Raw genomic sequence first — 18,215 nt, forward strand, 5'->3', positions numbered from 1 at the left:
ATAAAACACTCAACTAAACAGGTAAATAAAATGTCGATTTTAAATAAAGCCATTCTTACAGGTGGCCTCGTTATGGGCGTTGCTTTCTCTGCTATGGCCCATCCGGAATTAAAAAGCTCTGTGCCACAGGCTGATTCAGCCGTAGCGGCCCCGGAAAAGATTCAGCTTAATTTCTCGGAAAATCTGACCGTGAAATTCTCAGGTGCAAAATTAACGATGACGGGTATGAAAGGCATGTCATCACATTCTCCGATGCCGGTCGCGGCAAAAGTGGCGCCAGGCGCTGACCCTAAATCGATGGTCATTATTCCGCGAGAGCCTTTACCCGCTGGCACTTATCGTGTTGACTGGCGCGCGGTTTCTTCAGATACGCACCCTATTACCGGTAATTATACCTTTACAGTGAAGTAATATTATGAACGACCTGATTATGATTGTTATTCGTTTTCTTCTTTATCTGGATTTGATGGTAATATTTGGATTGCCATTTTTTCAGATATATGGAATAAGCGGTGTCAGACATGAAACCTATAACCTGACTAATTTCAGGTCGTTTATAACCTTTGCTGTTGTTACAGGCATCATTCTTACTGGCATTAATATGCTCCTGGTATCTAATGCCATGAGTGGAGTAACTGACCTCAGAGAATTATCCATCCATGTTATCGAGATGGTGATAGAAGAAACTGATGTGGGTATTAGCTGGATTGTCAGGCTCTGTGCCCTGTTTACCACACTCGGTGCTTTGTTCCTTTACACTAATAAGAGAGTATTGTCCTGCCTGCTGATGACGATGAGTGGGGGCGTGGCGCTGGCTACACTTGCCTGGGGAGGACACGCCGTTATGCATGACGGTCTGCATTACTATCTCCATTTACTGAGCGATCTGACCCATCTCGGCGCTGCAGGTGCCTGGACAGGTGCTCTGGTTGCATTTGCTATCCTGCTGATGCGCAGAAACGAGCATAATGCACAGAGCGTCATTGTGATATCTGACTCCCTGGCAAAATTTGCCACGGCAGGAACGGTGATTGTTGTAGCCCTGATCCTGAGTGCGCTGGTCAACTATCTGTATATTGCTGAGGGTAACTTAACTCCCTTATTCAACAGTTCCTGGGGGAGGATATTGCTTGCCAAGACGGCTCTGTTTGTTCTGATGCTTCTTCTGGCTGCAGCAAACCGGTTTCACCTGGGTCCCCGGCTTGAAGTTATGGTCAGGGAAGGGAATTATGATCGCAGCGTTGCCCTGATGCGAAACAGCATCCTGACAGAATTCGTTGTTGCGATTATCATTCTGGGCGCCGTAGCGTGGCTTGGAATGCTTGCTCCGTCTCAGATCAGCTAGGGGACAGCCAAAGCTCATGCGTGAGATTTTTACTTTCATATCAGCGAGTTGACCATGCAGCGTATTTTAATCGTTGAAGACGAACAAAAAACAGGTCGTTACCTGCAGCAGGGACTGGTTGAGGAAGGCTATCAGGCCGATCTCTTTAATAATGGCCGCGATGGTCTCGGGGCCGCGTCGAAGGGACAGTATGATTTGATAATACTGGACGTGATGCTGCCTTTCCTCGACGGGTGGCAAATCATCAGCGCACTGAGGGAGTCCGGGCACGAAGAACCGGTCCTGTTTTTAACCGCAAAGGACAACGTGCGGGACAAAGTGAAAGGACTGGAGCTTGGCGCAGATGACTACCTGATTAAGCCCTTTGATTTTACGGAGCTGGTTGCACGTGTAAGAACCCTACTGCGCCGGGCACGCTCGCAGGCCGCAACAGTCTGCACCATCGCCGATATGACCGTTGATATGGTGCGCCGGACCGTGATCCGTTCGGGGAAGAAGATCCATCTCACCGGTAAAGAATACGTTCTGCTTGAGTTGCTGCTGCAACGCACCGGAGAAGTGTTACCCAGGAGTCTTATCTCGTCCCTGGTCTGGAACATGAATTTTGACAGTGATACGAATGTGATTGATGTCGCCGTGAGACGTCTGAGAAGTAAAATTGATGATGACTTTGAGCCAAAACTGATCCATACCGTTCGCGGTGCCGGATATGTCCTGGAGATCAGAGAAGAGTGAGGTTCAAAATTTCCCTGACCACACGCCTGAGCCTGATTTTTTCTGCGGTGATGCTTACGGTATGGTGGTTATCAAGTTTTATCCTGATTAGCACCCTGAATGGCTATTTCGATAATCAGGACCGCGATTTTCTGACAGGTAAACTTCAGCTCACCGAAGAGTTTCTTAAAACAGAGACGTTCAGGAACAAAACGGATATTAAGTCATTATCAGAAAAAATAAACGATGCGATGGTGGGGCACAATGGCTTATTCATTTCTATAAAAAACATGGAAAATGAAAAAATTGTTGAACTCTATGCCAAAAATTCTGTTGTTCCAGCGGTCCTGCTTAATAAGTCGGGTGATATTCTCGACTATATGATCCAGACGGAAGAAAATAACACCGTGTACCGCAGTATCTCGCGGCGGGTTGCCGTGACGCCGGAACAGGGTAAAAGCAAACATGTCATCATTACGGTTGCCACGGATACTGGGTATCACACCCTGTTTATGGACAAACTCAGTACCTGGCTGTTCTGGTTCAATATCGGTCTGGTCTTTATTTCTGTTTTTCTGGGCTGGCTGACCACACGTATTGGTCTGAAACCGCTACGGGAAATGACCAGTCTGGCTTCCTCCATGACCGTACACAGCCTGGATCAGCGTCTAAATCCCGATCTGGCTCCGCCGGAAATCTCTGAGACCATGCAGGAGTTCAATAATATGTTTGATCGCCTGGAGGGGGCATTCCGGAAACTGTCAGATTTCTCGTCTGACATCGCGCATGAGCTGCGCACACCAGTCAGTAATCTGATGATGCAGACGCAGTTTGCACTGGCTAAGGAAAGGGATGTTTCGCATTACCGCGAAATTTTATTCGCTAACCTGGAAGAACTGAAAAGGTTGTCACGAATGACCAGTGACATGCTTTTTCTGGCACGTTCAGAGCATGGTCTGCTGCGGCTGGATAAACATGATGTGGATCTGGCAGCCGAACTGAATGAATTACGTGAGTTGTTCGAGCCCCTGGCAGACGAAACAGGAAAGACAATCACGGTTGAAGGAGAGGGCGTTGTTGCCGGAGACAGCGATATGCTCCGACGTGCTTTCAGTAACCTGCTTTCCAATGCAATCAAGTATTCTCCCGATAACACCTGTACAGCGATACACCTTGAGCGTGACAGTGACTGTGTGAACGTGATGATTACGAATACGATGTCCGGCCAGGTTCCCGCTAATCTGGAACGTTTGTTTGACCGGTTCTATCGCGCAGACTCATCAAGGTTCTACAACACGGAAGGCGCGGGGCTGGGATTATCAATTACAAGGTCGATCATTCATGCTCACGGCGGCGAGCTGTCAGCAGAACAGCAGGGGCGTGAAATTGTGTTCAAAGTGCGCCTGTTAATGGATTAATCCCGTTGTTCAGGAGAAACCTGGAAGGTGACAAAATTGTCATCATTCAGTCACGCGATAAACAGAGGCGGTTTTTTATAATTATTCATAAATCAGGAGCAGCGTGATAACACAATCACCTGGTTCCTGGCGTGATGATTAACCCGCCCTGAGATCAACTGCTTTCTCTGTTATAAGCCATTGATTGTTTGGGTATGTAAACACCGGAGACCCAACCATGAAAAAGATTCTCGTATCATTTGTTGCCATTATGGCTGTCGCTTCATCCGCCATGGCTGCAGAGACAATGAACATGCATGACCAGGTAAATAATGCACAGGCTCCTGCCCATCAGATGCAGTCATCTGCTGAAAAAAGCGCAGTTCAGGGAGACAGCATGACAATGATGGATATGAGCAGTCACGATCAGGCCGCAATGTCCCATGAAATGATGCAAAACGGCAATTCTGCTGCCCATCAGGACATGGCTGAAATGCATAAAAAAATGATGAAATCCAAGCCAGCAGCTTCTAACGAAACAGCAAAATCATTTTCCGAAATGAACGAGCATGAGAAAGCCGCTGTTGTGCATGAGAAGGCGAATAATGGTCTATCTTCCGTTATTCATCAGCAGCAGGCTGAAAAGCATCGCAGCCAGATCACCCAGAATTAACCCGCAGCTCCACTTGTCAGACCCTCATTTGACGCCGAAGTCACTGGCTTACGCTCCCGATCGGGAGCGTTTTTTTTATAAGCGAAATGAATAATAATGAAAGAGTCCATACACAATGTTTTTTTTGGTCATGTCGACCTCACAATTAACTTATATTGTTTGAGAATCCTGTTCCCCGGTCATCTCCAGGGTGCATGTCGCGCTGTATCCTGAGACTGGCTGAGAATACGAATGACCGTAACCATAGAATGTGATGATACAAAATAGATCGTATGCCGGTTCTACCGGCAGTGTGCAGATATCGTCTCCCAGCTCTGCACAATGCGTGCCGATATCATGCATGGCCAGCACATCAAATACTGCAGCTATACGACCGATCTATGCATCCGCCTGAACAACCCCGATCTGTCTGAAGCTGAAGTCCCAGATGGCCTCCAGATCCTCTTCTGCTTTGGGTGTCAGCTCAATCTCTTTCATTTGCCACCCTGGCCCTGACATTCGTAAGCGTCGTCTCAGCACCGTCTGGCAGATCCTGATATTCCTGAGAGGATAGTGGACACCAAATATGGTGGACGCTATCCATGAAATCATTAACCGCAGTGCGTAAAAAAAGCCCTAATTATCCCGTTGAGTTCAAAATCAAAATGGTTGAACTCTCGCATCGACCAGAGATCTCCGTAGCGCAACTCGCTCGTGAGCATGGGATCAACGATAATTTGCTGTTCAAGTGGCGCCAGTACTGGCGCGAAGGAAAACTACGTCCTCCTTCAACAATAGAAAACAACGTGCCTGAGCTGCTCCCGATAACACTTGATGCCGAAGATGTTGTCCCTGCAACCTCCCCCCGGTCACAACCTGTAGCTGCTGCGGCACCTGAATCACTCAATATCAGCTGTGAAGTGACGTTCCGGCACGGATCACTCCGTCTGAATGGTGCCATCAGCGAAAATATCCTGAACCTGCTGATACGGGAGCTCAAACGTTGATCCCATTACCATCAGGGACAAAGATCTGGCTGGTCGCTGGCATCACCGATATGAGAAACGGCTTCAACGGCCTGGCGGCAAAGGTGCAGACGACGCTGAAAGACGATCCGATGTCAGGTCACGTTTTTATCTTCCGTGGGCGTAATGGCAGTCAGGTAAAGCTCCTCTGGTCTACCGGCGATGGACTGTGTCTGCTGACCAAACGGCTGGAGCGCGGCCGCTTCGCCTGGCCGTCAGCCCGGGATGGCAAAGTGTTCCTCACATCGGCACAGCTGGCGATGCTCCTTGAAGGTATCGACTGGCGGCAGCCTAAAAGACTGCTTACGTCACTGACTATGTTGTAGGCCTCTTTATCCTGGTCGACGCTGAATGAGCCAGGTAATATACCCGGTATGAACAGCTTACTTCCTGACAATATCGATGAACTGAAACGTCTCCTTGCCGAACAGGAGGCGCTGAACCGTGCCCTTCTGGAAAAGCTGAACGAGCGTGAACGCGAAATAGATCACCTGCAGGCGCAACTGGATAAGCTGCGCCGGATGAACTTCGGCAGCCGCTCCGAAAAAGTCTCCCGCCGTATCGCGCAGATGGAAGCCGACCTTAAGCAGTTGCAGAAAGAAAGCGATACCCTTACCGGCCGGGTGGATGACCCGGCCGTGCAGCGCCCGCTGCGGCAGACCCGTACCCGCAAACCGTTCCCTGAATCACTTCCCCGTGACGAAAAACGGCTGCTGCCGGCAGCGTCATGCTGCCCGGAATGTGGTGGTACGCTGAGTTACCTGGGTGAAGATGCCGCCGAACAGCTGGAGCTGATGCGCAGCGCCTTCCGGGTTATCCGGACAGTACGTGAAAAGCATGCCTGTACTCAGTGCGATGCCATCGTGCAGGCCCCCGCGCCTTCACGGCCCATCGAGCGGGGTATCGCAGGACCGGGGCTGCTGGCCCGCGTGCTGAGTTCAAAGTATGCAGAGCACACCCCGCTGTACCGCCAGTCTGAAATATACGGCCGCCAGAGTGTGGAGCTGAGCCGCTCACTGCTGTCGGGCTGGATGGATGCGTGTTGCCGGCTACTGTCACCGCTGGAAGGGGCGCTTCAGGACTATGTGCTGACTGACGGTAAGCTCCATGCTGATGACACGCCTGTCCCGGTGCTGTTGCCAGGTAATAAGAAAACGAAGACCGGGCGGTTATGGACCTACGTTCGTGACGACCGTAACGCCGGGTCAGAGCTGGCGCCGGCAGTGTGGTTCGCTTACAGCCCGGACAGAAAAGGTATCCACCCGCAGAGCCATCTCGCTGGCTTCAGCGGTGTTCTGCAGGCGGATGCGTACGCCGGGTTCAACGAACTGTACCGCAATGGACAGATAACGGAAGCTGCCTGCTGGGCTCATGCCCGCCGCAAGATCCACGATGTGCACGTTCGCACCCCGTCAGCGCTGACGGAGGAAGCCCTGAAACGGATCGGTGAGTTATATGCCATCGAGGCGGAAATAAGGGGGATGCCGGCGAAGCGACGCCTTGCAGAACGTCAGCAAAAAGCTAAACCGCGGCTGAAATCCCTGGAAAGCTGGCTGCGTGAAAAGGTGAAAACGCTGTCGCGACACTCAGAACTGGCGAAAGCGTTCACGTACGTACTGAACCAGTGGCCGGCGCTGGCTTACTATACTGACGACGGCTGGGCCGAGGCAGATAACAACATAGCTGAGAATGCGCTACGGATGGTCAGCCTGGGCCGCAAAAACTACCTGTTCTTCGGTTCGGATCATGGAGGAGAGCGGGGAGCGCTGCTGTACAGCCTGATCGGGACATGCAAACTGAACGGAGTGGAGCCAGAAAGCTACCTCCGTTATGTCCTTGACGTCATTGCTGACTGGCCGATAAACCGGGTCAGCGAGCTACTCCCCTGGCGCGTAGCACTGCCAACTGAATAACACATCCCCGTCAATACGGTTCTCGCTGCACGCTTACTTACAGCCTGGCAAAGAACCCGCAGCAGTTCCTGAATACGCCCGTCATCAGGGCCTTCCTGAACACGTCAGGAATGGAGTCCCTTCCCGCTACCCTGCTTGACGGCCAGCTGGTGATGGCGGGCAAGCTCCCGTCCCGGGAAGATATCGCCCGCTGGGCCGGTATTTCCCTCACGCAGGACTGGAATGAAGACAGCACGCAGCCGCGCTGCTGCAGAATTCCCCGTATGCCTTAATCCCGGAGGAGCTCAACAATGACGATGCCATTTTTACAGAATATCCCCCCGTTTATCTTCTTCACCGGCAAAGGCGGCGTGGGGAAAACCTCTCTGGCCTGCGCGACGGCGGTATGGCTGGCTGACCAGGGCCGGAGAACGCTTCTGGTCAGTACCGATCCGGCCTCCAATGTCGGTCAGGTCTTCAGCCAGACTGTGGGCCACCGGATCACTGGTATCCGCACCGTGGAAAACCTTGCGGCAATGGAAGTTGACCCGATGGCGGCCGCGCAGGCTTACCGCGATCGCGTGCTCGATCCTGTTCGTGAACTGATGCCTGCCGATGTTATCAGCAGCATTGAAGAACAGCTTTCCGGTTCATGTACCACCGAGATCGCGGCATTTGATGAATTTACCGCGCTGCTGACCAGTCATGAACTGCGCGAAAAATATGATCATATCGTCTTTGATACTGCACCAACCGGACACACCATCCGTATGCTTGAGCTGCCGGGCGCCTGGAGCGGGTATCTCGATGCACATCCTGATGCTGCGGCGAACCTCGGCCCTCTGGTGGGGCTGGAGAAACAACAGGACCAGTACGCTGACGCAGTGAAAGCCCTCTCTGATACGGCACTCACGCGACTGGTTCTGGTTGCCCGCGCCCAGGCGTCGACCCTGAAAGAGGTCTCCCATACCCACGAGGAGCTGTCGGCTATCGGTCTGCAGCATCAGCACCTTGCCATCAATGGCGTGCTGCCTCCCTTTGCCGGTGAACGGGATCCGCTGGCGCACAGTATTCTGGCGCGGGAGGAACGGGCCTTACGGGCCATGCCTGAAAACCTCGCGCATCTTCCCCGGTCGATGCTGTATCTGAAGCCTTTTAATCTGGTTGGTCTGGACGCCCTGAGGGCGCTGTTTACAGAGAGCACACCTGTTCTGCCGGATCCGGGAGCCACGCTCACGACGGTCGATTTACCGGAGCTTGCCTCCTTGGTGGAGGACCTCAGCCGGGCGGGAAAAGGGCTGGTCATGACAATGGGAAAAGGGGGCGTGGGAAAAACCACGGTGGCGGCTGCGGTCGCGGTCTCGCTGGCCAGACGCGGTCATAAAGTCCACCTGACCACCTCCGATCCGGCAGCCCACCTGTCTTACACCCTGGATGGCTCGCTGCCAGGCCTTCAGGTCAGCCGTATCGATCCAAAGGCAGAGACTGAGCGCTATCGTCGCTTTGTGCTGGAAAATCAGGGAAAAGGGCTGGATGCGGAGGGACTGGCGGTACTGGAGGAAGATCTCCGTTCCCCCTGCACCGAAGAGATTGCCGTGTTTCAGGCATTCTCCCGGATCATCAAAGAGGCCAACGACCATTTTGTCATTATGGACACTGCGCCCACCGGGCATACGCTGCTGTTGCTGGATGCAACCGGGGCCTATCACCGGGAAATGGTGCGCCAGATGGGGCAGGCTCACGATCACGTGATAACGCCAATGATGCAGCTGCAGGATCCGGAGAAGACCAGAGTCATTATCGTGACGCTTGCCGAAACCACGCCGGTACTGGAAGCGGCCGGGCTGCAGCAGGACTTACGCCGGGCCGGGATTGAACCCTGGGCGTGGGTCATCAATAACAGCCTCGCGGCCGCGAAGCCGTCCTCCCCGTTCCTGGTCACCCGTGCCCGTCGCGAACTGCCGCTGATCGACGACGTTGCCGGGCATTATGCACAGCGCATTGCCCTGACGCCACTGCTGAAGGACGACCCGGTAGGCGTGGACCTGCTGGCTGAAATGGCGGGCTGACAGGTGGGGCGACGCCCCACCTCCACTTAAAACATTTCCTTATACAGGTCATAAGATGAAGCGCTTAATCTGCCGTCGCGAATTCCGGTAGTGTGTCAGTCAACGTCACAGGAGTCATACAATGCACATTATCAATGCTGAAGAGCAGCACATTCCCGCCATACGCCGCATTTACGCCCATCATGTCCTGCACGGCACAGGCAGCTTCGAGACGCCCCCCCGAACACGCAGGAAATGCTTGCCCGGGTGAAAAACGTTCAGTCACGTGGATTTCCCTAGTATATCGCCCTGCAGGGGGGCGGAAAAGCCTTACTCGATCATGCCTTAACATGGGCCCGGTCTCAGGGATACCGCCAGATGATAGCGGTTGTGGGGGACTGTGCGAACGTCGCGTCTGTAGCGCTGCATCTTCGCTCCGGATTTACTGAAATCGGCACGCTGAAGGACATCGGTTTCAAGCATGGCCGCTGGCTGGACACGGTGTTGCTGCAGTGTCAGCTGGGAAAAGGGAGCTGTACGCTGCCGGACAGTCCGGTACCCGGACGCTGAGGCAGGAGAAAGGGGGCATCGCCCCCTTTCGGTTATTTCAGCCGTTTCCCTGCCTCATCTACTACTTTCTCGCCGTCTTCCTTAGCAAATGCGCCTTTTTGCGCATCCGGAAGAATATCCAGTACCACTTCGGAAGGGCGGCACAGACGCGTTCCCAACGGTGTCACCACAATCGGACGGTTAATCAGGATCGGATGCTGAAGCATAAAATCGATTAACTGATCGTCAGTAAACTTATCTTCCGCAAGCCCCAGTTCTTCATAAGGCTCGACGTTTTTGCGCAGCAAAGCCCGGACTGAAATGCCCATATCTGCAATGAGTTTGACCAGCTCATCGCGTGACGGTGGATTTTCAAGGTAATGAATAACGGTCGGTTCATTACCACTGTTGCGGATCATCTCCAGCGTATTACGCGACGTGCCGCAGGCCGGGTTGTGATAAATGGTGATGTTGCTCATATCAGTATCTCATTACAAAGTGAAAGAGAGACGTAGCGCCAGCGCTGCCAGCGTTACAAACAGCACAGGCAGAGTCATAACGATCCCGGTGCGGAAATAGTATCCCCAGGTGATGGTCATATTCTTCTGTGAAAGGACATGCAGCCAGAGCAGCGTTGCCAGGCTACCAATAGGTGTAATTTTAGGTCCCAGATCGCAGCCAATCACGTTGGCGTAGATCATCGCTTCTTTGATAACGCCTGTTGCGGTGCTTCCATCGATAGAAAGAGCGCCAACCAGCACGGTAGGCATGTTGTTCATGATGGAAGACAGGAAGGCCGTCAGGAAGCCAGTACCCAGCGTCGCAGCCCAGAGTCCTTTATCCGCCAGTACATTCAGCACACCTGAAAGGTATTCGGTTAGCCCGGCGTTGCGCAGACCGTAGACCACCAGGTACATCCCCAATGAGAAGATGACGATCTGCCATGGCGCGCCGCGCAGCACTTTGCCAGTGTTAATGGAATGGCCTCGTTTAGCTACTGCAAACAGGATCACAGCGCCAACAGCCGCAATCGCGCTAACGGGAATACCGAGCGGCTCAAGGACAAAGAACCCAACCAGCAGAAGTATTAAAACTATCCAGCCGGTTCTGAAGGTTGCCAGATCTTTAATCGCTTTTGCCGGTGCTTTCAGAAGAGACAGGGCGTAAGTCGGTGGGATATCCTTGCGGAAGAACAGATGCAGCATAACCAGCGTGGCAACAATGGCTGCAATATCCACCGGCACCATTACCGACGCATACTCGGTGAAGCCCAGTCCAAAGAAGTCTGCAGAAACGATGTTAACCAGGTTGGACACGATAAGCGGCAGGCTGGATGTATCGGCAATAAACCCGGCAGCCATGACGAATGCCAGTGTCGTGCCTTTGCTGAACCCTAATGCCAGCAGCATGGCGATGACTATCGGCGTCAGAATAAGTGCCGCACCATCGTTGGCAAACAGTGCCGCCACCGCTGCACCAAGCAGAACGATATACGTAAAGAGCAAACGGCCACGACCGTTACCCCAGCGCGAAACATGCAATGCCGCCCATTCGAAAAAGCCGGACTCATCAAGCAGCAGGCTGATAATAATTACGGCAATAAAGGTCGCCGTCGCGTTCCAGACGATATTCCACACCACCGGAATATCGCCCACATGCACAACGCCAGATATCAGAGCCAGTCCCGCGCCCAGCATTGCACTCCAGCCGATCCCTAATCCCTTTGGTTGCCAGATAACCAAAACAATGGTCAGGACAAAAATAGCGCCTGCCAGTAACATAAAACCTCCTGACAGGGCGACTTTGTCGCCCTGTATATGTCAAAAAATTAGCTCATCAACTCTCTGAGCTTTTCAATACCGGCGGGCTCTGACGCCAGCACCGGAACAAGCGCTATACGGTCAGCATGCTGATCCTTAACAGCCTCAATCTGAGGCAATTCCTGATGAGCACGCTGACAAAGCAACGGAGAACGCGTATCCGCAATGGAAAGGCTGTTATTGATAATCCAGCCCCACGGATGAATCCCCGCTCTTTCAAGGTCAGCCTGCAGGTTTGCCGCTTCCAGGACCGGTGTGGTTTCAGGAAGCGTAACCAGCAGAACTTTGGTTCTATCCGGGTCCTGAAGCTGCATCATGGGGGTAGTAAAATGACCTTTACTCCCCATTTTTTTGGCAATCTCTCGGTGGTAAGCCCCGGTCGCATCCAGCAACAGCAGCGTGTGTCCGGTAGGGGCGGTATCCATGACAACAAAGCGCTTACCCGCTTCACGAATTACACGGGAGAAGGCCTGAAACACGGCAATTTCTTCTGTACAAGGAGAGCGTAAATCCTCTTCCAGTAACCGTTTCCCTGCTTCGTCCAGATCTCTTCCCTTCGTCTCAAGAACATGCTGGCGATAGCGTTCGGTTTCATCGTGAGGGTTGATGCGGCTGACCTGCAGGTTTTTGAGGCTGCCGTTCAGCGTTGTACTCAGGTGCGCAGCAGGATCAGAGGTCGTGAGATGCACGTCAAATCCCATGTCTGCCAGCCTGACGGCGATGGCAGCAGCCATCGTGGTTTTCCCTACACCACCTTTGCCCATCAGCATAATCAGGCCGTGTTCACTGCGAGCGATATCATCGACCAGGCCAGAGAGAGATAAGTTTTCAGGCGTGTACAGGATATTCGTTACCGGGAGCGGTAATGCCTCAGAACGGGTATCCAGCAGTCCCTTCAATGCTGAAACACCAACCATATTGACTGGCTGGAGTAACAGGGTATCTGTCGGTAGCTCAGATAAACCGGCAGGAAGATTTGCCAGTGCCTCCTGCTCACGTTGCCATATCGCCGCGGCCAGGGCGTCATGTTCAGCTTCGGCTTCAGGCAGCACACCATTAATCACCAGATATTGATTTTTCAGGCCAATCTCAGCCAGTTCCTCATGAGTGCGGGCGACTTCCTGCAGCGTAGAATTTTGCAGTCGTGCAACCAGAACCAGGCGGGTACGTTCAGGATCGGACAAAGCCTCTACCGCATGAGCATACTGCTCACGCTGCTTTTCCAGCCCGGCCATTGGGCCAAGACAGGAAGCACCATCTGGATTACTTTCAATGAAGCTACTCCAGGCACCGGGAAGCTGGAGCAGACGAATCGTGTGGCCCGTCGGCGCTGTATCAAAAATGATGTGATCAAAGCGGGTCAGCAGGGAAGCGTCTGTTAGTAAGCCCGTGAATTCATCGAACGCAGCAATCTCAGTCGTACAGGCTCCTGAAAGCTGCTCGCTGATACTGTTAACAACGTCATCAGGCAAAAGACCTTTGATAGGATCAACGATTCTGGCACGATATTGCCGGGCGGCTTCCTGCGGGTCAATCTCCAGTGCGGAAAGTGCAGGAACTGCTGTCACAGGGCGAATCGTGTTACCGATAGCCTGATCGAATACCTGACCGACATTGGAGGCCGGGTCGGTACTGACCAGCAAAACCCGCTTACCCTGTTCGGCAAGGCGGATAGCCGTCGCGCAGGAAATGGAAGTTTTTCCTACACCTCCCTTGCCAGTAAAAAACAGGTAAGGCGGGATATTCTGTAAGAATTTCATATGTTCTCCTGACATATTCAGCAACAGGAAGTATTACCACCACAGCAACTGGTGGGAGCTAACCCTACCTTCTCCAGCGGAATACCGAACCAGCGAGCCAGCTCAGCGCGTTTTGGGTATCGCCCAGCCATCACCGTTTCGCCGTCCAGCAACAGCAGCGGAAGCCCTTCTGCGCCGGATGCGTCGAGGAAGGATTTCGCTTTCTCATTGTGAACAAAGCTCATGGGCTGCTGCGCCAGGTTGTAACGTTCAACCTGTACACCACGTTCTTTCAGCCACTGCACATCAGCAGAAAAATCAACCAGAACCTGATCGACATCTGAACCACATACACCGGTACTGCAGCACATTGCCGGGTCAAACACCGTTAACGTCTTCATTCTGAATACCTCATACATTCGAAAAAACACATATGTTCAGGCAAATTTTTTTTAGATGCAAACAGCCTTACCGCTACCAGAGCAGTTTGCCGATGCCAGCTTACGGGCGATGGCCTGTACGTCGTCCTGTTGGCTTAACCAGGCCTGCTCAATCACCTGAGCAGCCCAGGAAGGAATATGCGGGGATAAGCGATAATGAACCCATTTCCCCTGCTTGCGATCCAGCAATAGACCGCTTTCCCGGAGCATTGCCAGATGACGGGAAATCTTGGGCTGGGACTCATCCAACGCCGTGCAGAAATCGCAGACGCACAGTTCTCCCATCTCCCTGAGCAGCAGGACAATACCCAGACGGGTTTCATCGGACAGGTTTTTGAAAAGCTTAAGGGCTGTAAGGGTCATTATTCCTCCTGTTCGGTTGCGTAAAGCATACGCCCGGAGACAAAAAAAACAACCATACATTCGGAAAATCGAATGTGTGAAAGTGTCAGATGACGCTGTCACGCTGGTATACGTCCGTTACTTTCCGGGGAAAATATATGTGTGTTACAGAGATCCGACTTAGACAATTTCCGGATCTGCACGGCGGGAAACCTGCCATTGATATGATAATCGTACTAAACACATAAAATCATACTGAATGTGATATTTATCATTAATCATAAAATCACATCTGATATGATGTTTTCTAAATGCGATGTAAATTATACGAAGTATGATTTTTGATTAAACCGGACATGTTCAGACGGAGTGTGCAGGATGTATGAAGATATGTTGTTTTCGCTCAGCTATGAGCAGATGACGCAGATGGCAGAAGAGGAAATAAAGCAATGCGATTTTCGCAGGGATGGCACCCATTATGTCTGGGAAGTGAACAAGGCTCATGACATCCTCCGCTTCTGGTATCTCCTGGCGCTGCGCGGACACACTGGCCTGGCCACAACACGGGTCGAAGCAGACTATAAACGGCTTAAAACGCTCATATCCGAGAGGGATGAGGGGCAATGATGCGGGAAAAATCCCGACGTCCGTCGCCGCTGCAGCGGCGGGTGCTGATTGTGCTGGCCGCCCTCGATGCGAAACGTCCTGGACCGGTGGCCACGCGGGATATTGAGCGGGTGCTGGAGCAGGGCGGGGACGCCCCGGTATACGGGCCGAACCTGCGTGCCTCCTGCCGGCGCATGGAAGCCGCGGGCTGGCTGCGCACCCTGCGCGCGCCGAACCTGCAGCTGGCCGTCGAGCTGACGGATGCCGGCCGTGCGCTGGCCGCCCCGTTTCTCGCTGACGAACAGGCGCGCGTCCTGGCGGAGCAGCGCGCGACGGCGATCCGGGTTCTGCCTCTGGTCCCGCCTGTCCAGGCAGATGAGGCTGACGACCGGCCGGTGGAGCTGGATGGTCGATGGCACCTGGCGTTGCGGGGTGACTACGTGATCCGTCTTGACGGCACCACCTGCCTGCAGCTGTGGAATGCGGCCGGGCAGGTGACACGCCTGGAAGGCGATCCCCTGCAGGTCGCCACCTGGCTGCAGTCCTGTCACGATGCGGGGATTGCGGTCCGGGTACAGATTAATGAGAGCGCCACGCCGGAGGCGGGCACGGTGGACGTTACCGCGCCGGCGGACCAGACCGGCACCTGGTGCCGTCAGCTGGACGCCGCGCTGCAGGCGGAGGGGATCACCGGGCTGACTGAGGATATTCAACTGGCCGTGGTCAGTCCTGAAGCGTCCCTGCGGATGCTGCCGGCACCGGCGCGCCTGCTGCACGTTCTGCGCGACGCGGACCCGCTCACTGCTGCCACATACGAGGAAGACACGGTGGCCGCGCTGGCTGACCTGCTGGCCCGCGCGGGGTTCACGGACGACCAGGCGCAGGAGCTGCAGTGGCACCGCATCCGCTGGCCGCTGATGAGTCAGGAAGAAGCTGACCGGCGCGAGCTGAACAGCCTGCTGGATGAACTGGAACAGCGACAGCTGTACTGCAACCGCGGGCAGCTGACGGAGATTGTGTTTTCGCCAGTTCGCAAACCCGGAGAGCGCTGGACTGAACGTCTGCAGTGGCTCCTGATGACGGATGGATTCGGGTTCCGCAGTCCGCTGTCGCGTGAAGCGGCCTCACGGGCGCTGGCTATCCTGGCCGGTTACACGGGACGGGAGGTGGCGGAGCATCTGGCCACGGTGATGGTGTGGAACGACGCCGAAGCAGGAGAGAGGCCCTGAGCCCATTGTCTTCAGCAGGCCACGTTCATCCTGGCGTGACCGGCTCGCGCTGCAAAAAATGACTGACGAACTCCGGCCTGGAGCATGAGAACCGGGACTGTACCCAACCACCACAAGGAACAAGAGCTAAAACATGAAAGTCACTGAAAACCGACTGGACACCCTGATCGATAACCTGAACACCCTGATTTGCGAGGACAGCCTGCTCACGCGCCAGGAGCGTGAAACCCTGGTGCGGGCCGTGGCCGCCATCGGCGCCATGAAAGCGCGCGTCGGCATGAAAAAGCCCGCGGTACCGGCATCGTCGAAACCGAAGGAAGAGAAACAGGCACCTGTACCTGACCCACGCTTTCCGAATGCCCGCCAGGCCTGGGTGGCTGAAGAGGAAACTTTATTACTGGATGCGCTCGATGGCGTCCCGAATGATGATATTGGTAAGCATCTTTTCTGGCTTTCCGAAAAACTGGGGAGAACGCCGTTCAGCGTCGCCTGCAAAATCGCGTCACAAAGACATCTGACAAATGGATGGAAAGAGCAGTTCAGGGAAGTTTCGGATAAAATTCGCTTGTCCGGCCTGAGCATCAGTGATTATCTTAAGCAGAACGGCACGGGCCATAACGCCTGAAAGAAATTTGCGTTATTTGTAAAATTAAATACCAGGGACGCCTCAGGATATAAAAAACTAATGACGAAACAGGAATGGATTTTACGACTACGGCGCTGTACATCGAAGGAAACCTTGGAAAGGATAATAGAAAAAAATAAATATTCTCTGTCAGATGATGAGCTTGAGCATTTCAATGCCGCGGTTGATCACCGGCTGGCGGAGATGACGATGGGAAAGTTGTATGACCGGGTACCGCCAGGTGTCTGGAAATTTGTGAAATAGAACAGGTGACCTTATGAGTTACGGCTGGCTCTTCGAAAATCCGGATGATGACATTTCGGGTTATAATCATATCAATCTGGAACACCTCCCTCCGGAGCTAAAACAGGTTGCTCTCCAGATAGTACAAAATCAGTTTGATCGTGATACTGCAGAGAAAAAACTGGCAGAATTAATCCAGCAACTCGAGTTTGATATAACTGCAGCAGAACTGTCAGCATATCTTTTTAAACCGGGCCATGCCTGACGGCTAACCCGGTAGCGATAATAGTGGAGACCGACGGAGGGCTTCACTTTGGCCGCGGGATCAGCGTCCTGCGGATGGTTTCCATCAGAAGTTGATAATGCACAGACTGGCTTTTATCCAGCCGCAGACCGTTCTTCCAGCATTCATCCGAAAATTGTTCCGCTTCATTACAGGTACGATCTTCAGGCTGCCGGCTCTCAAGCCAGCGAGTCTGTACTTCTTAAGCTGTTCTGTTCATTAACTTAGTCCTTGCCTCGTTAGGGGATGACATCCCTGATTGTGCTGTCATGACACGACAAACACATCAACTTATGTTACGAAATCGATTCAAGTAACTGATATTTAACATAAAACGCATTATCGGTACTTTGAGGTGTATAGCATTTGCTATACGTTCGTGTTGTGTTATTCTTGTATATCAATTGCTATACAAGAGAGGTGTGTATGAAATCAGATGTTCAACTCAACCTAAGAGCTAAAGAGTCTCAGAGAGCACTCATCGATGCTGCTGCAGAGATCCTTCATAAATCGCGAACCGACTTTATCCTGGAGATGGCCTGCAAGGCTGCGGAGAATGTGATCCTTGATCGCCGTGTTTTCAATTTTAACGACGAACAGTATGCAGAGTTCATCGATATGCTCGATGCACCAGTCGAGGATGAGCCCGCCATTAATAAACTACTGGCAAGGAAACCTCAGTGGGACGTATAACCACGCCCGAGCCGTTATCCAGCTCTCATCAGCTGGCTGAGTTCGTCAGTGGAGAGACAGTCCTCGATGAATGGCTAAAACAGAGAGGTTTAAAAAATCAAGCTCTTGGCGCTGCCCGAACGTTCGTTGTTTGCAAGACGGGTACGAAGCAAGTAGCTGCTTTTTACTCTTTGGCCACCGGTAGCGTTAACCATACGGAAGCGACAGGTAGTCTTCGGCGTAACATGCCAGATCCTATACCGGTGATTATACTCGCTCGCCTGGCGGTAGATGTCTCATTGCACGGAAAAGGGGTTGGCGCCGATTTACTCCACGATGCAGTTCTACGGTGTTATCGCGTAGCTGAGAACATTGGGGTTCGTGCGATAATGGTTCATGCGCTTACTGAAGAAGCCAAAGGTTTCTATGCTCACCATGGATTTAAGGCATCACAAACTCATGAGAGGACTCTGTTTCTAAAGCTTCCATGACTGGTTGCTGGAATGGGAAAGTAGCTGGTTACCGCCTTAAAATATTGATTTTTATGTTATTTATTTTAATATTTAACATAATCTTTGTTATGCGCACTGAATG

22 protein-coding genes and 3 pseudogenes are annotated in these 18,215 nt (G+C 52.9%); 18 read left to right on the plus strand and 7 right to left on the minus strand.

Annotated features, from left to right (window positions below; all coding sequences use genetic code 11):
* Window positions 1-30: 30 nt before the first annotated feature.
* The 5 genes from pcoC (at window position 31) to pcoE (ending at window position 4,129) form a co-directional block, all read left to right on the plus strand.
* Window positions 31-411: a copper resistance system metallochaperone PcoC gene (gene pcoC / locus ACOI6Z_RS25720; protein WP_000025662.1), complete on the plus strand. Its 381-nt coding sequence runs from the start codon at window positions 31-33 to the stop codon at window positions 409-411.
* Between the two features lie 55 nt (window positions 412-466).
* Complete coding sequence (pcoD, locus tag ACOI6Z_RS25725; protein WP_080821469.1) at window positions 467-1,345, plus strand: copper resistance inner membrane protein PcoD; 879 nt, start codon at window positions 467-469, stop codon at window positions 1,343-1,345.
* Between the two features lie 54 nt (window positions 1,346-1,399).
* Window positions 1,400-2,080, plus strand: coding sequence for a copper response regulator transcription factor PcoR (pcoR, locus tag ACOI6Z_RS25730; protein WP_001188930.1), 681 nt, complete (start codon window positions 1,400-1,402; stop codon window positions 2,078-2,080).
* Window positions 2,077-3,477 (plus strand): copper resistance membrane spanning protein PcoS, encoded by a 1,401-nt coding sequence (pcoS, locus tag ACOI6Z_RS25735; RefSeq protein WP_001211180.1) that lies wholly within the window; start codon window positions 2,077-2,079, stop codon window positions 3,475-3,477. Before pcoR ends, pcoS begins: the two co-directional genes overlap by 4 nt.
* 217 nt (window positions 3,478-3,694) lie before the next feature.
* Complete coding sequence (gene pcoE, locus ACOI6Z_RS25740; RefSeq protein ID WP_023292111.1) at window positions 3,695-4,129, plus strand: copper resistance system metallochaperone PcoE; 435 nt, start codon at window positions 3,695-3,697, stop codon at window positions 4,127-4,129.
* A gap of 179 nt (window positions 4,130-4,308) precedes the next feature.
* On the opposite strand, the pseudogene ACOI6Z_RS25745 reads toward pcoE, so the two are convergent.
* Both ACOI6Z_RS25745 and ACOI6Z_RS25750 read right to left on the minus strand, forming a co-directional pair.
* Window positions 4,309-4,471: pseudogene (locus ACOI6Z_RS25745) on the minus strand (type II toxin-antitoxin system RelE/ParE family toxin).
* Window positions 4,472-4,507: 36 nt separating this feature from the next.
* Window positions 4,508-4,627 (minus strand): type II toxin-antitoxin system RelE/ParE family toxin, encoded by a 120-nt coding sequence (locus ACOI6Z_RS25750; protein ID WP_009654306.1) that lies wholly within the window; start codon window positions 4,625-4,627, stop codon window positions 4,508-4,510.
* Window positions 4,628-4,710: 83 nt separating this feature from the next.
* Here ACOI6Z_RS25750 and tnpA point away from each other — a divergent pair, with 83 nt between their 5' ends.
* From tnpA to ACOI6Z_RS25780, 6 genes and pseudogenes are all read left to right on the plus strand, one after another.
* On the plus strand, window positions 4,711-5,115 hold the full coding sequence (gene tnpA / locus ACOI6Z_RS25755; protein WP_023290559.1) for an IS66-like element accessory protein TnpA: 405 nt from the start codon (window positions 4,711-4,713) through the stop codon (window positions 5,113-5,115).
* Entirely contained in the window at window positions 5,112-5,459 is a 348-nt protein-coding gene (tnpB, locus tag ACOI6Z_RS25760; RefSeq protein WP_196038058.1) for an IS66 family insertion sequence element accessory protein TnpB, read from the plus strand. Before tnpA ends, tnpB begins: the two co-directional genes overlap by 4 nt.
* Window positions 5,460-5,507: 48 nt before the next feature.
* Entirely contained in the window at window positions 5,508-7,046 is a 1,539-nt protein-coding gene (locus ACOI6Z_RS25765; RefSeq protein WP_070611373.1) for an IS66-like element ISKpn24 family transposase, read from the plus strand.
* A 38-nt stretch (window positions 7,047-7,084) separates the two neighbouring features.
* A pseudogene (locus ACOI6Z_RS25770) lies at window positions 7,085-7,318 on the plus strand (arsenic metallochaperone ArsD family protein); the annotation flags it as partial.
* An 18-nt stretch (window positions 7,319-7,336) separates the two neighbouring features.
* On the plus strand, window positions 7,337-9,094 hold the full coding sequence (gene arsA, locus ACOI6Z_RS25775; protein ID WP_023292112.1) for an arsenical pump-driving ATPase: 1,758 nt from the start codon (window positions 7,337-7,339) through the stop codon (window positions 9,092-9,094).
* A 121-nt stretch (window positions 9,095-9,215) separates the two neighbouring features.
* Window positions 9,216-9,643: pseudogene (locus ACOI6Z_RS25780) on the plus strand (GNAT family N-acetyltransferase).
* Window positions 9,644-9,675: 32 nt separating this feature from the next.
* Here ACOI6Z_RS25780 and arsC read toward each other — a convergent pair.
* Genes arsC through arsR form a run of 5 tightly spaced genes read right to left on the minus strand, consistent with a single transcriptional unit; the run spans window position 9,676 to window position 13,984 of the window.
* Window positions 9,676-10,101: a glutaredoxin-dependent arsenate reductase gene (gene arsC, locus ACOI6Z_RS25785; RefSeq protein ID WP_007779002.1), complete on the minus strand. Its 426-nt coding sequence runs from the start codon at window positions 10,099-10,101 to the stop codon at window positions 9,676-9,678.
* A 12-nt stretch (window positions 10,102-10,113) separates the two neighbouring features.
* A complete protein-coding gene (arsB, locus tag ACOI6Z_RS25790; RefSeq protein ID WP_023292114.1) occupies window positions 10,114-11,403 on the minus strand; it encodes an arsenite efflux transporter membrane subunit ArsB in 1,290 nt (429 codons plus the stop codon).
* Window positions 11,404-11,450: 47 nt separating this feature from the next.
* Window positions 11,451-13,202 carry an arsenite efflux transporter ATPase subunit ArsA gene (gene arsA / locus ACOI6Z_RS25795; protein ID WP_016151356.1) on the minus strand — a complete coding sequence of 584 codons (1,752 nt, stop codon included), beginning with the start codon at window positions 13,200-13,202 and terminating at the stop codon, window positions 11,451-11,453.
* Between the two features lie 17 nt (window positions 13,203-13,219).
* Complete coding sequence (arsD, locus tag ACOI6Z_RS25800) at window positions 13,220-13,582, minus strand: arsenite efflux transporter metallochaperone ArsD (protein ID WP_004206665.1); 363 nt, start codon at window positions 13,580-13,582, stop codon at window positions 13,220-13,222.
* Between the two features lie 51 nt (window positions 13,583-13,633).
* Window positions 13,634-13,984: an As(III)-sensing metalloregulatory transcriptional repressor ArsR gene (gene arsR / locus ACOI6Z_RS25805; RefSeq protein ID WP_004206664.1), complete on the minus strand. Its 351-nt coding sequence runs from the start codon at window positions 13,982-13,984 to the stop codon at window positions 13,634-13,636.
* Window positions 13,985-14,341: 357 nt separating this feature from the next.
* Here arsR and ACOI6Z_RS25810 point away from each other — a divergent pair, with 357 nt between their 5' ends.
* The 7 genes from ACOI6Z_RS25810 (at window position 14,342) to ACOI6Z_RS25840 (ending at window position 18,112) form a co-directional block, all read left to right on the plus strand.
* Window positions 14,342-14,590 carry a hypothetical protein gene (locus tag ACOI6Z_RS25810; protein ID WP_004193994.1) on the plus strand — a complete coding sequence of 83 codons (249 nt, stop codon included), beginning with the start codon at window positions 14,342-14,344 and terminating at the stop codon, window positions 14,588-14,590.
* Complete coding sequence (locus ACOI6Z_RS25815) at window positions 14,587-15,798, plus strand: hypothetical protein (protein WP_032415728.1); 1,212 nt, start codon at window positions 14,587-14,589, stop codon at window positions 15,796-15,798. The genes ACOI6Z_RS25810 and ACOI6Z_RS25815 overlap by 4 nt, the downstream gene beginning before the upstream one ends.
* 133 nt (window positions 15,799-15,931) lie before the next feature.
* Window positions 15,932-16,423 carry a hypothetical protein gene (locus tag ACOI6Z_RS25820; protein WP_004206662.1) on the plus strand — a complete coding sequence of 164 codons (492 nt, stop codon included), beginning with the start codon at window positions 15,932-15,934 and terminating at the stop codon, window positions 16,421-16,423.
* 60 nt (window positions 16,424-16,483) lie between these two features.
* On the plus strand, window positions 16,484-16,687 hold the full coding sequence (locus tag ACOI6Z_RS25825; RefSeq protein ID WP_004206661.1) for an HHA domain-containing protein: 204 nt from the start codon (window positions 16,484-16,486) through the stop codon (window positions 16,685-16,687).
* 13 nt (window positions 16,688-16,700) lie between these two features.
* On the plus strand, window positions 16,701-16,931 hold the full coding sequence (locus ACOI6Z_RS25830) for a hypothetical protein (RefSeq protein ID WP_004206660.1): 231 nt from the start codon (window positions 16,701-16,703) through the stop codon (window positions 16,929-16,931).
* Between the two features lie 444 nt (window positions 16,932-17,375).
* Window positions 17,376-17,642 carry a DUF1778 domain-containing protein gene (locus ACOI6Z_RS25835; RefSeq protein WP_003026799.1) on the plus strand — a complete coding sequence of 89 codons (267 nt, stop codon included), beginning with the start codon at window positions 17,376-17,378 and terminating at the stop codon, window positions 17,640-17,642.
* Window positions 17,630-18,112 (plus strand): GNAT family N-acetyltransferase, encoded by a 483-nt coding sequence (locus ACOI6Z_RS25840; protein ID WP_032429294.1) that lies wholly within the window; start codon window positions 17,630-17,632, stop codon window positions 18,110-18,112. The genes ACOI6Z_RS25835 and ACOI6Z_RS25840 overlap by 13 nt, the downstream gene beginning before the upstream one ends.
* Window positions 18,113-18,215 lie beyond the last annotated feature (103 nt).

It is taken from the genome of Klebsiella sp. C239, from assembly GCF_048822715.1.
Lineage (GTDB): Bacteria > Pseudomonadota > Gammaproteobacteria > Enterobacterales > Enterobacteriaceae > Klebsiella > Klebsiella quasipneumoniae.

Coding starts and splice junctions, on each gene's coding strand:
- pcoC (WP_000025662.1), top strand. CDS start 31: ATGTCGATTTTAAATAAAGCCATTCTTACAGGTGGCCTCGTTATGGGC.
- pcoD (WP_080821469.1), top strand. CDS start 467: ATGGTAATATTTGGATTGCCATTTTTTCAGATATATGGAATAAGCGGT.
- pcoR (WP_001188930.1), top strand. CDS start 1,400: ATGCAGCGTATTTTAATCGTTGAAGACGAACAAAAAACAGGTCGTTAC.
- pcoE (WP_023292111.1), top strand. CDS start 3,695: ATGAAAAAGATTCTCGTATCATTTGTTGCCATTATGGCTGTCGCTTCA.
- ACOI6Z_RS25750 (WP_009654306.1), bottom strand. CDS start 4,627: ATGTCAGGGCCAGGGTGGCAAATGAAAGAGATTGAGCTGACACCCAAA.
- tnpA (WP_023290559.1), top strand. CDS start 4,711: ATGAAATCATTAACCGCAGTGCGTAAAAAAAGCCCTAATTATCCCGTT.
- ACOI6Z_RS25765 (WP_070611373.1), top strand. CDS start 5,508: ATGAACAGCTTACTTCCTGACAATATCGATGAACTGAAACGTCTCCTT.
- arsA (WP_023292112.1), top strand. CDS start 7,337: ATGACGATGCCATTTTTACAGAATATCCCCCCGTTTATCTTCTTCACC.
- arsC (WP_007779002.1), bottom strand. CDS start 10,101: ATGAGCAACATCACCATTTATCACAACCCGGCCTGCGGCACGTCGCGT.
- arsB (WP_023292114.1), bottom strand. CDS start 11,403: ATGTTACTGGCAGGCGCTATTTTTGTCCTGACCATTGTTTTGGTTATC.
- arsA (WP_016151356.1), bottom strand. CDS start 13,202: ATGAAATTCTTACAGAATATCCCGCCTTACCTGTTTTTTACTGGCAAG.
- arsD (WP_004206665.1), bottom strand. CDS start 13,582: ATGAAGACGTTAACGGTGTTTGACCCGGCAATGTGCTGCAGTACCGGT.
- arsR (WP_004206664.1), bottom strand. CDS start 13,984: ATGACCCTTACAGCCCTTAAGCTTTTCAAAAACCTGTCCGATGAAACC.
- ACOI6Z_RS25810 (WP_004193994.1), top strand. CDS start 14,342: ATGTATGAAGATATGTTGTTTTCGCTCAGCTATGAGCAGATGACGCAG.
- ACOI6Z_RS25815 (WP_032415728.1), top strand. CDS start 14,587: ATGATGCGGGAAAAATCCCGACGTCCGTCGCCGCTGCAGCGGCGGGTG.
- ACOI6Z_RS25820 (WP_004206662.1), top strand. CDS start 15,932: ATGAAAGTCACTGAAAACCGACTGGACACCCTGATCGATAACCTGAAC.
- ACOI6Z_RS25825 (WP_004206661.1), top strand. CDS start 16,484: ATGACGAAACAGGAATGGATTTTACGACTACGGCGCTGTACATCGAAG.
- ACOI6Z_RS25830 (WP_004206660.1), top strand. CDS start 16,701: ATGAGTTACGGCTGGCTCTTCGAAAATCCGGATGATGACATTTCGGGT.
- ACOI6Z_RS25835 (WP_003026799.1), top strand. CDS start 17,376: ATGAAATCAGATGTTCAACTCAACCTAAGAGCTAAAGAGTCTCAGAGA.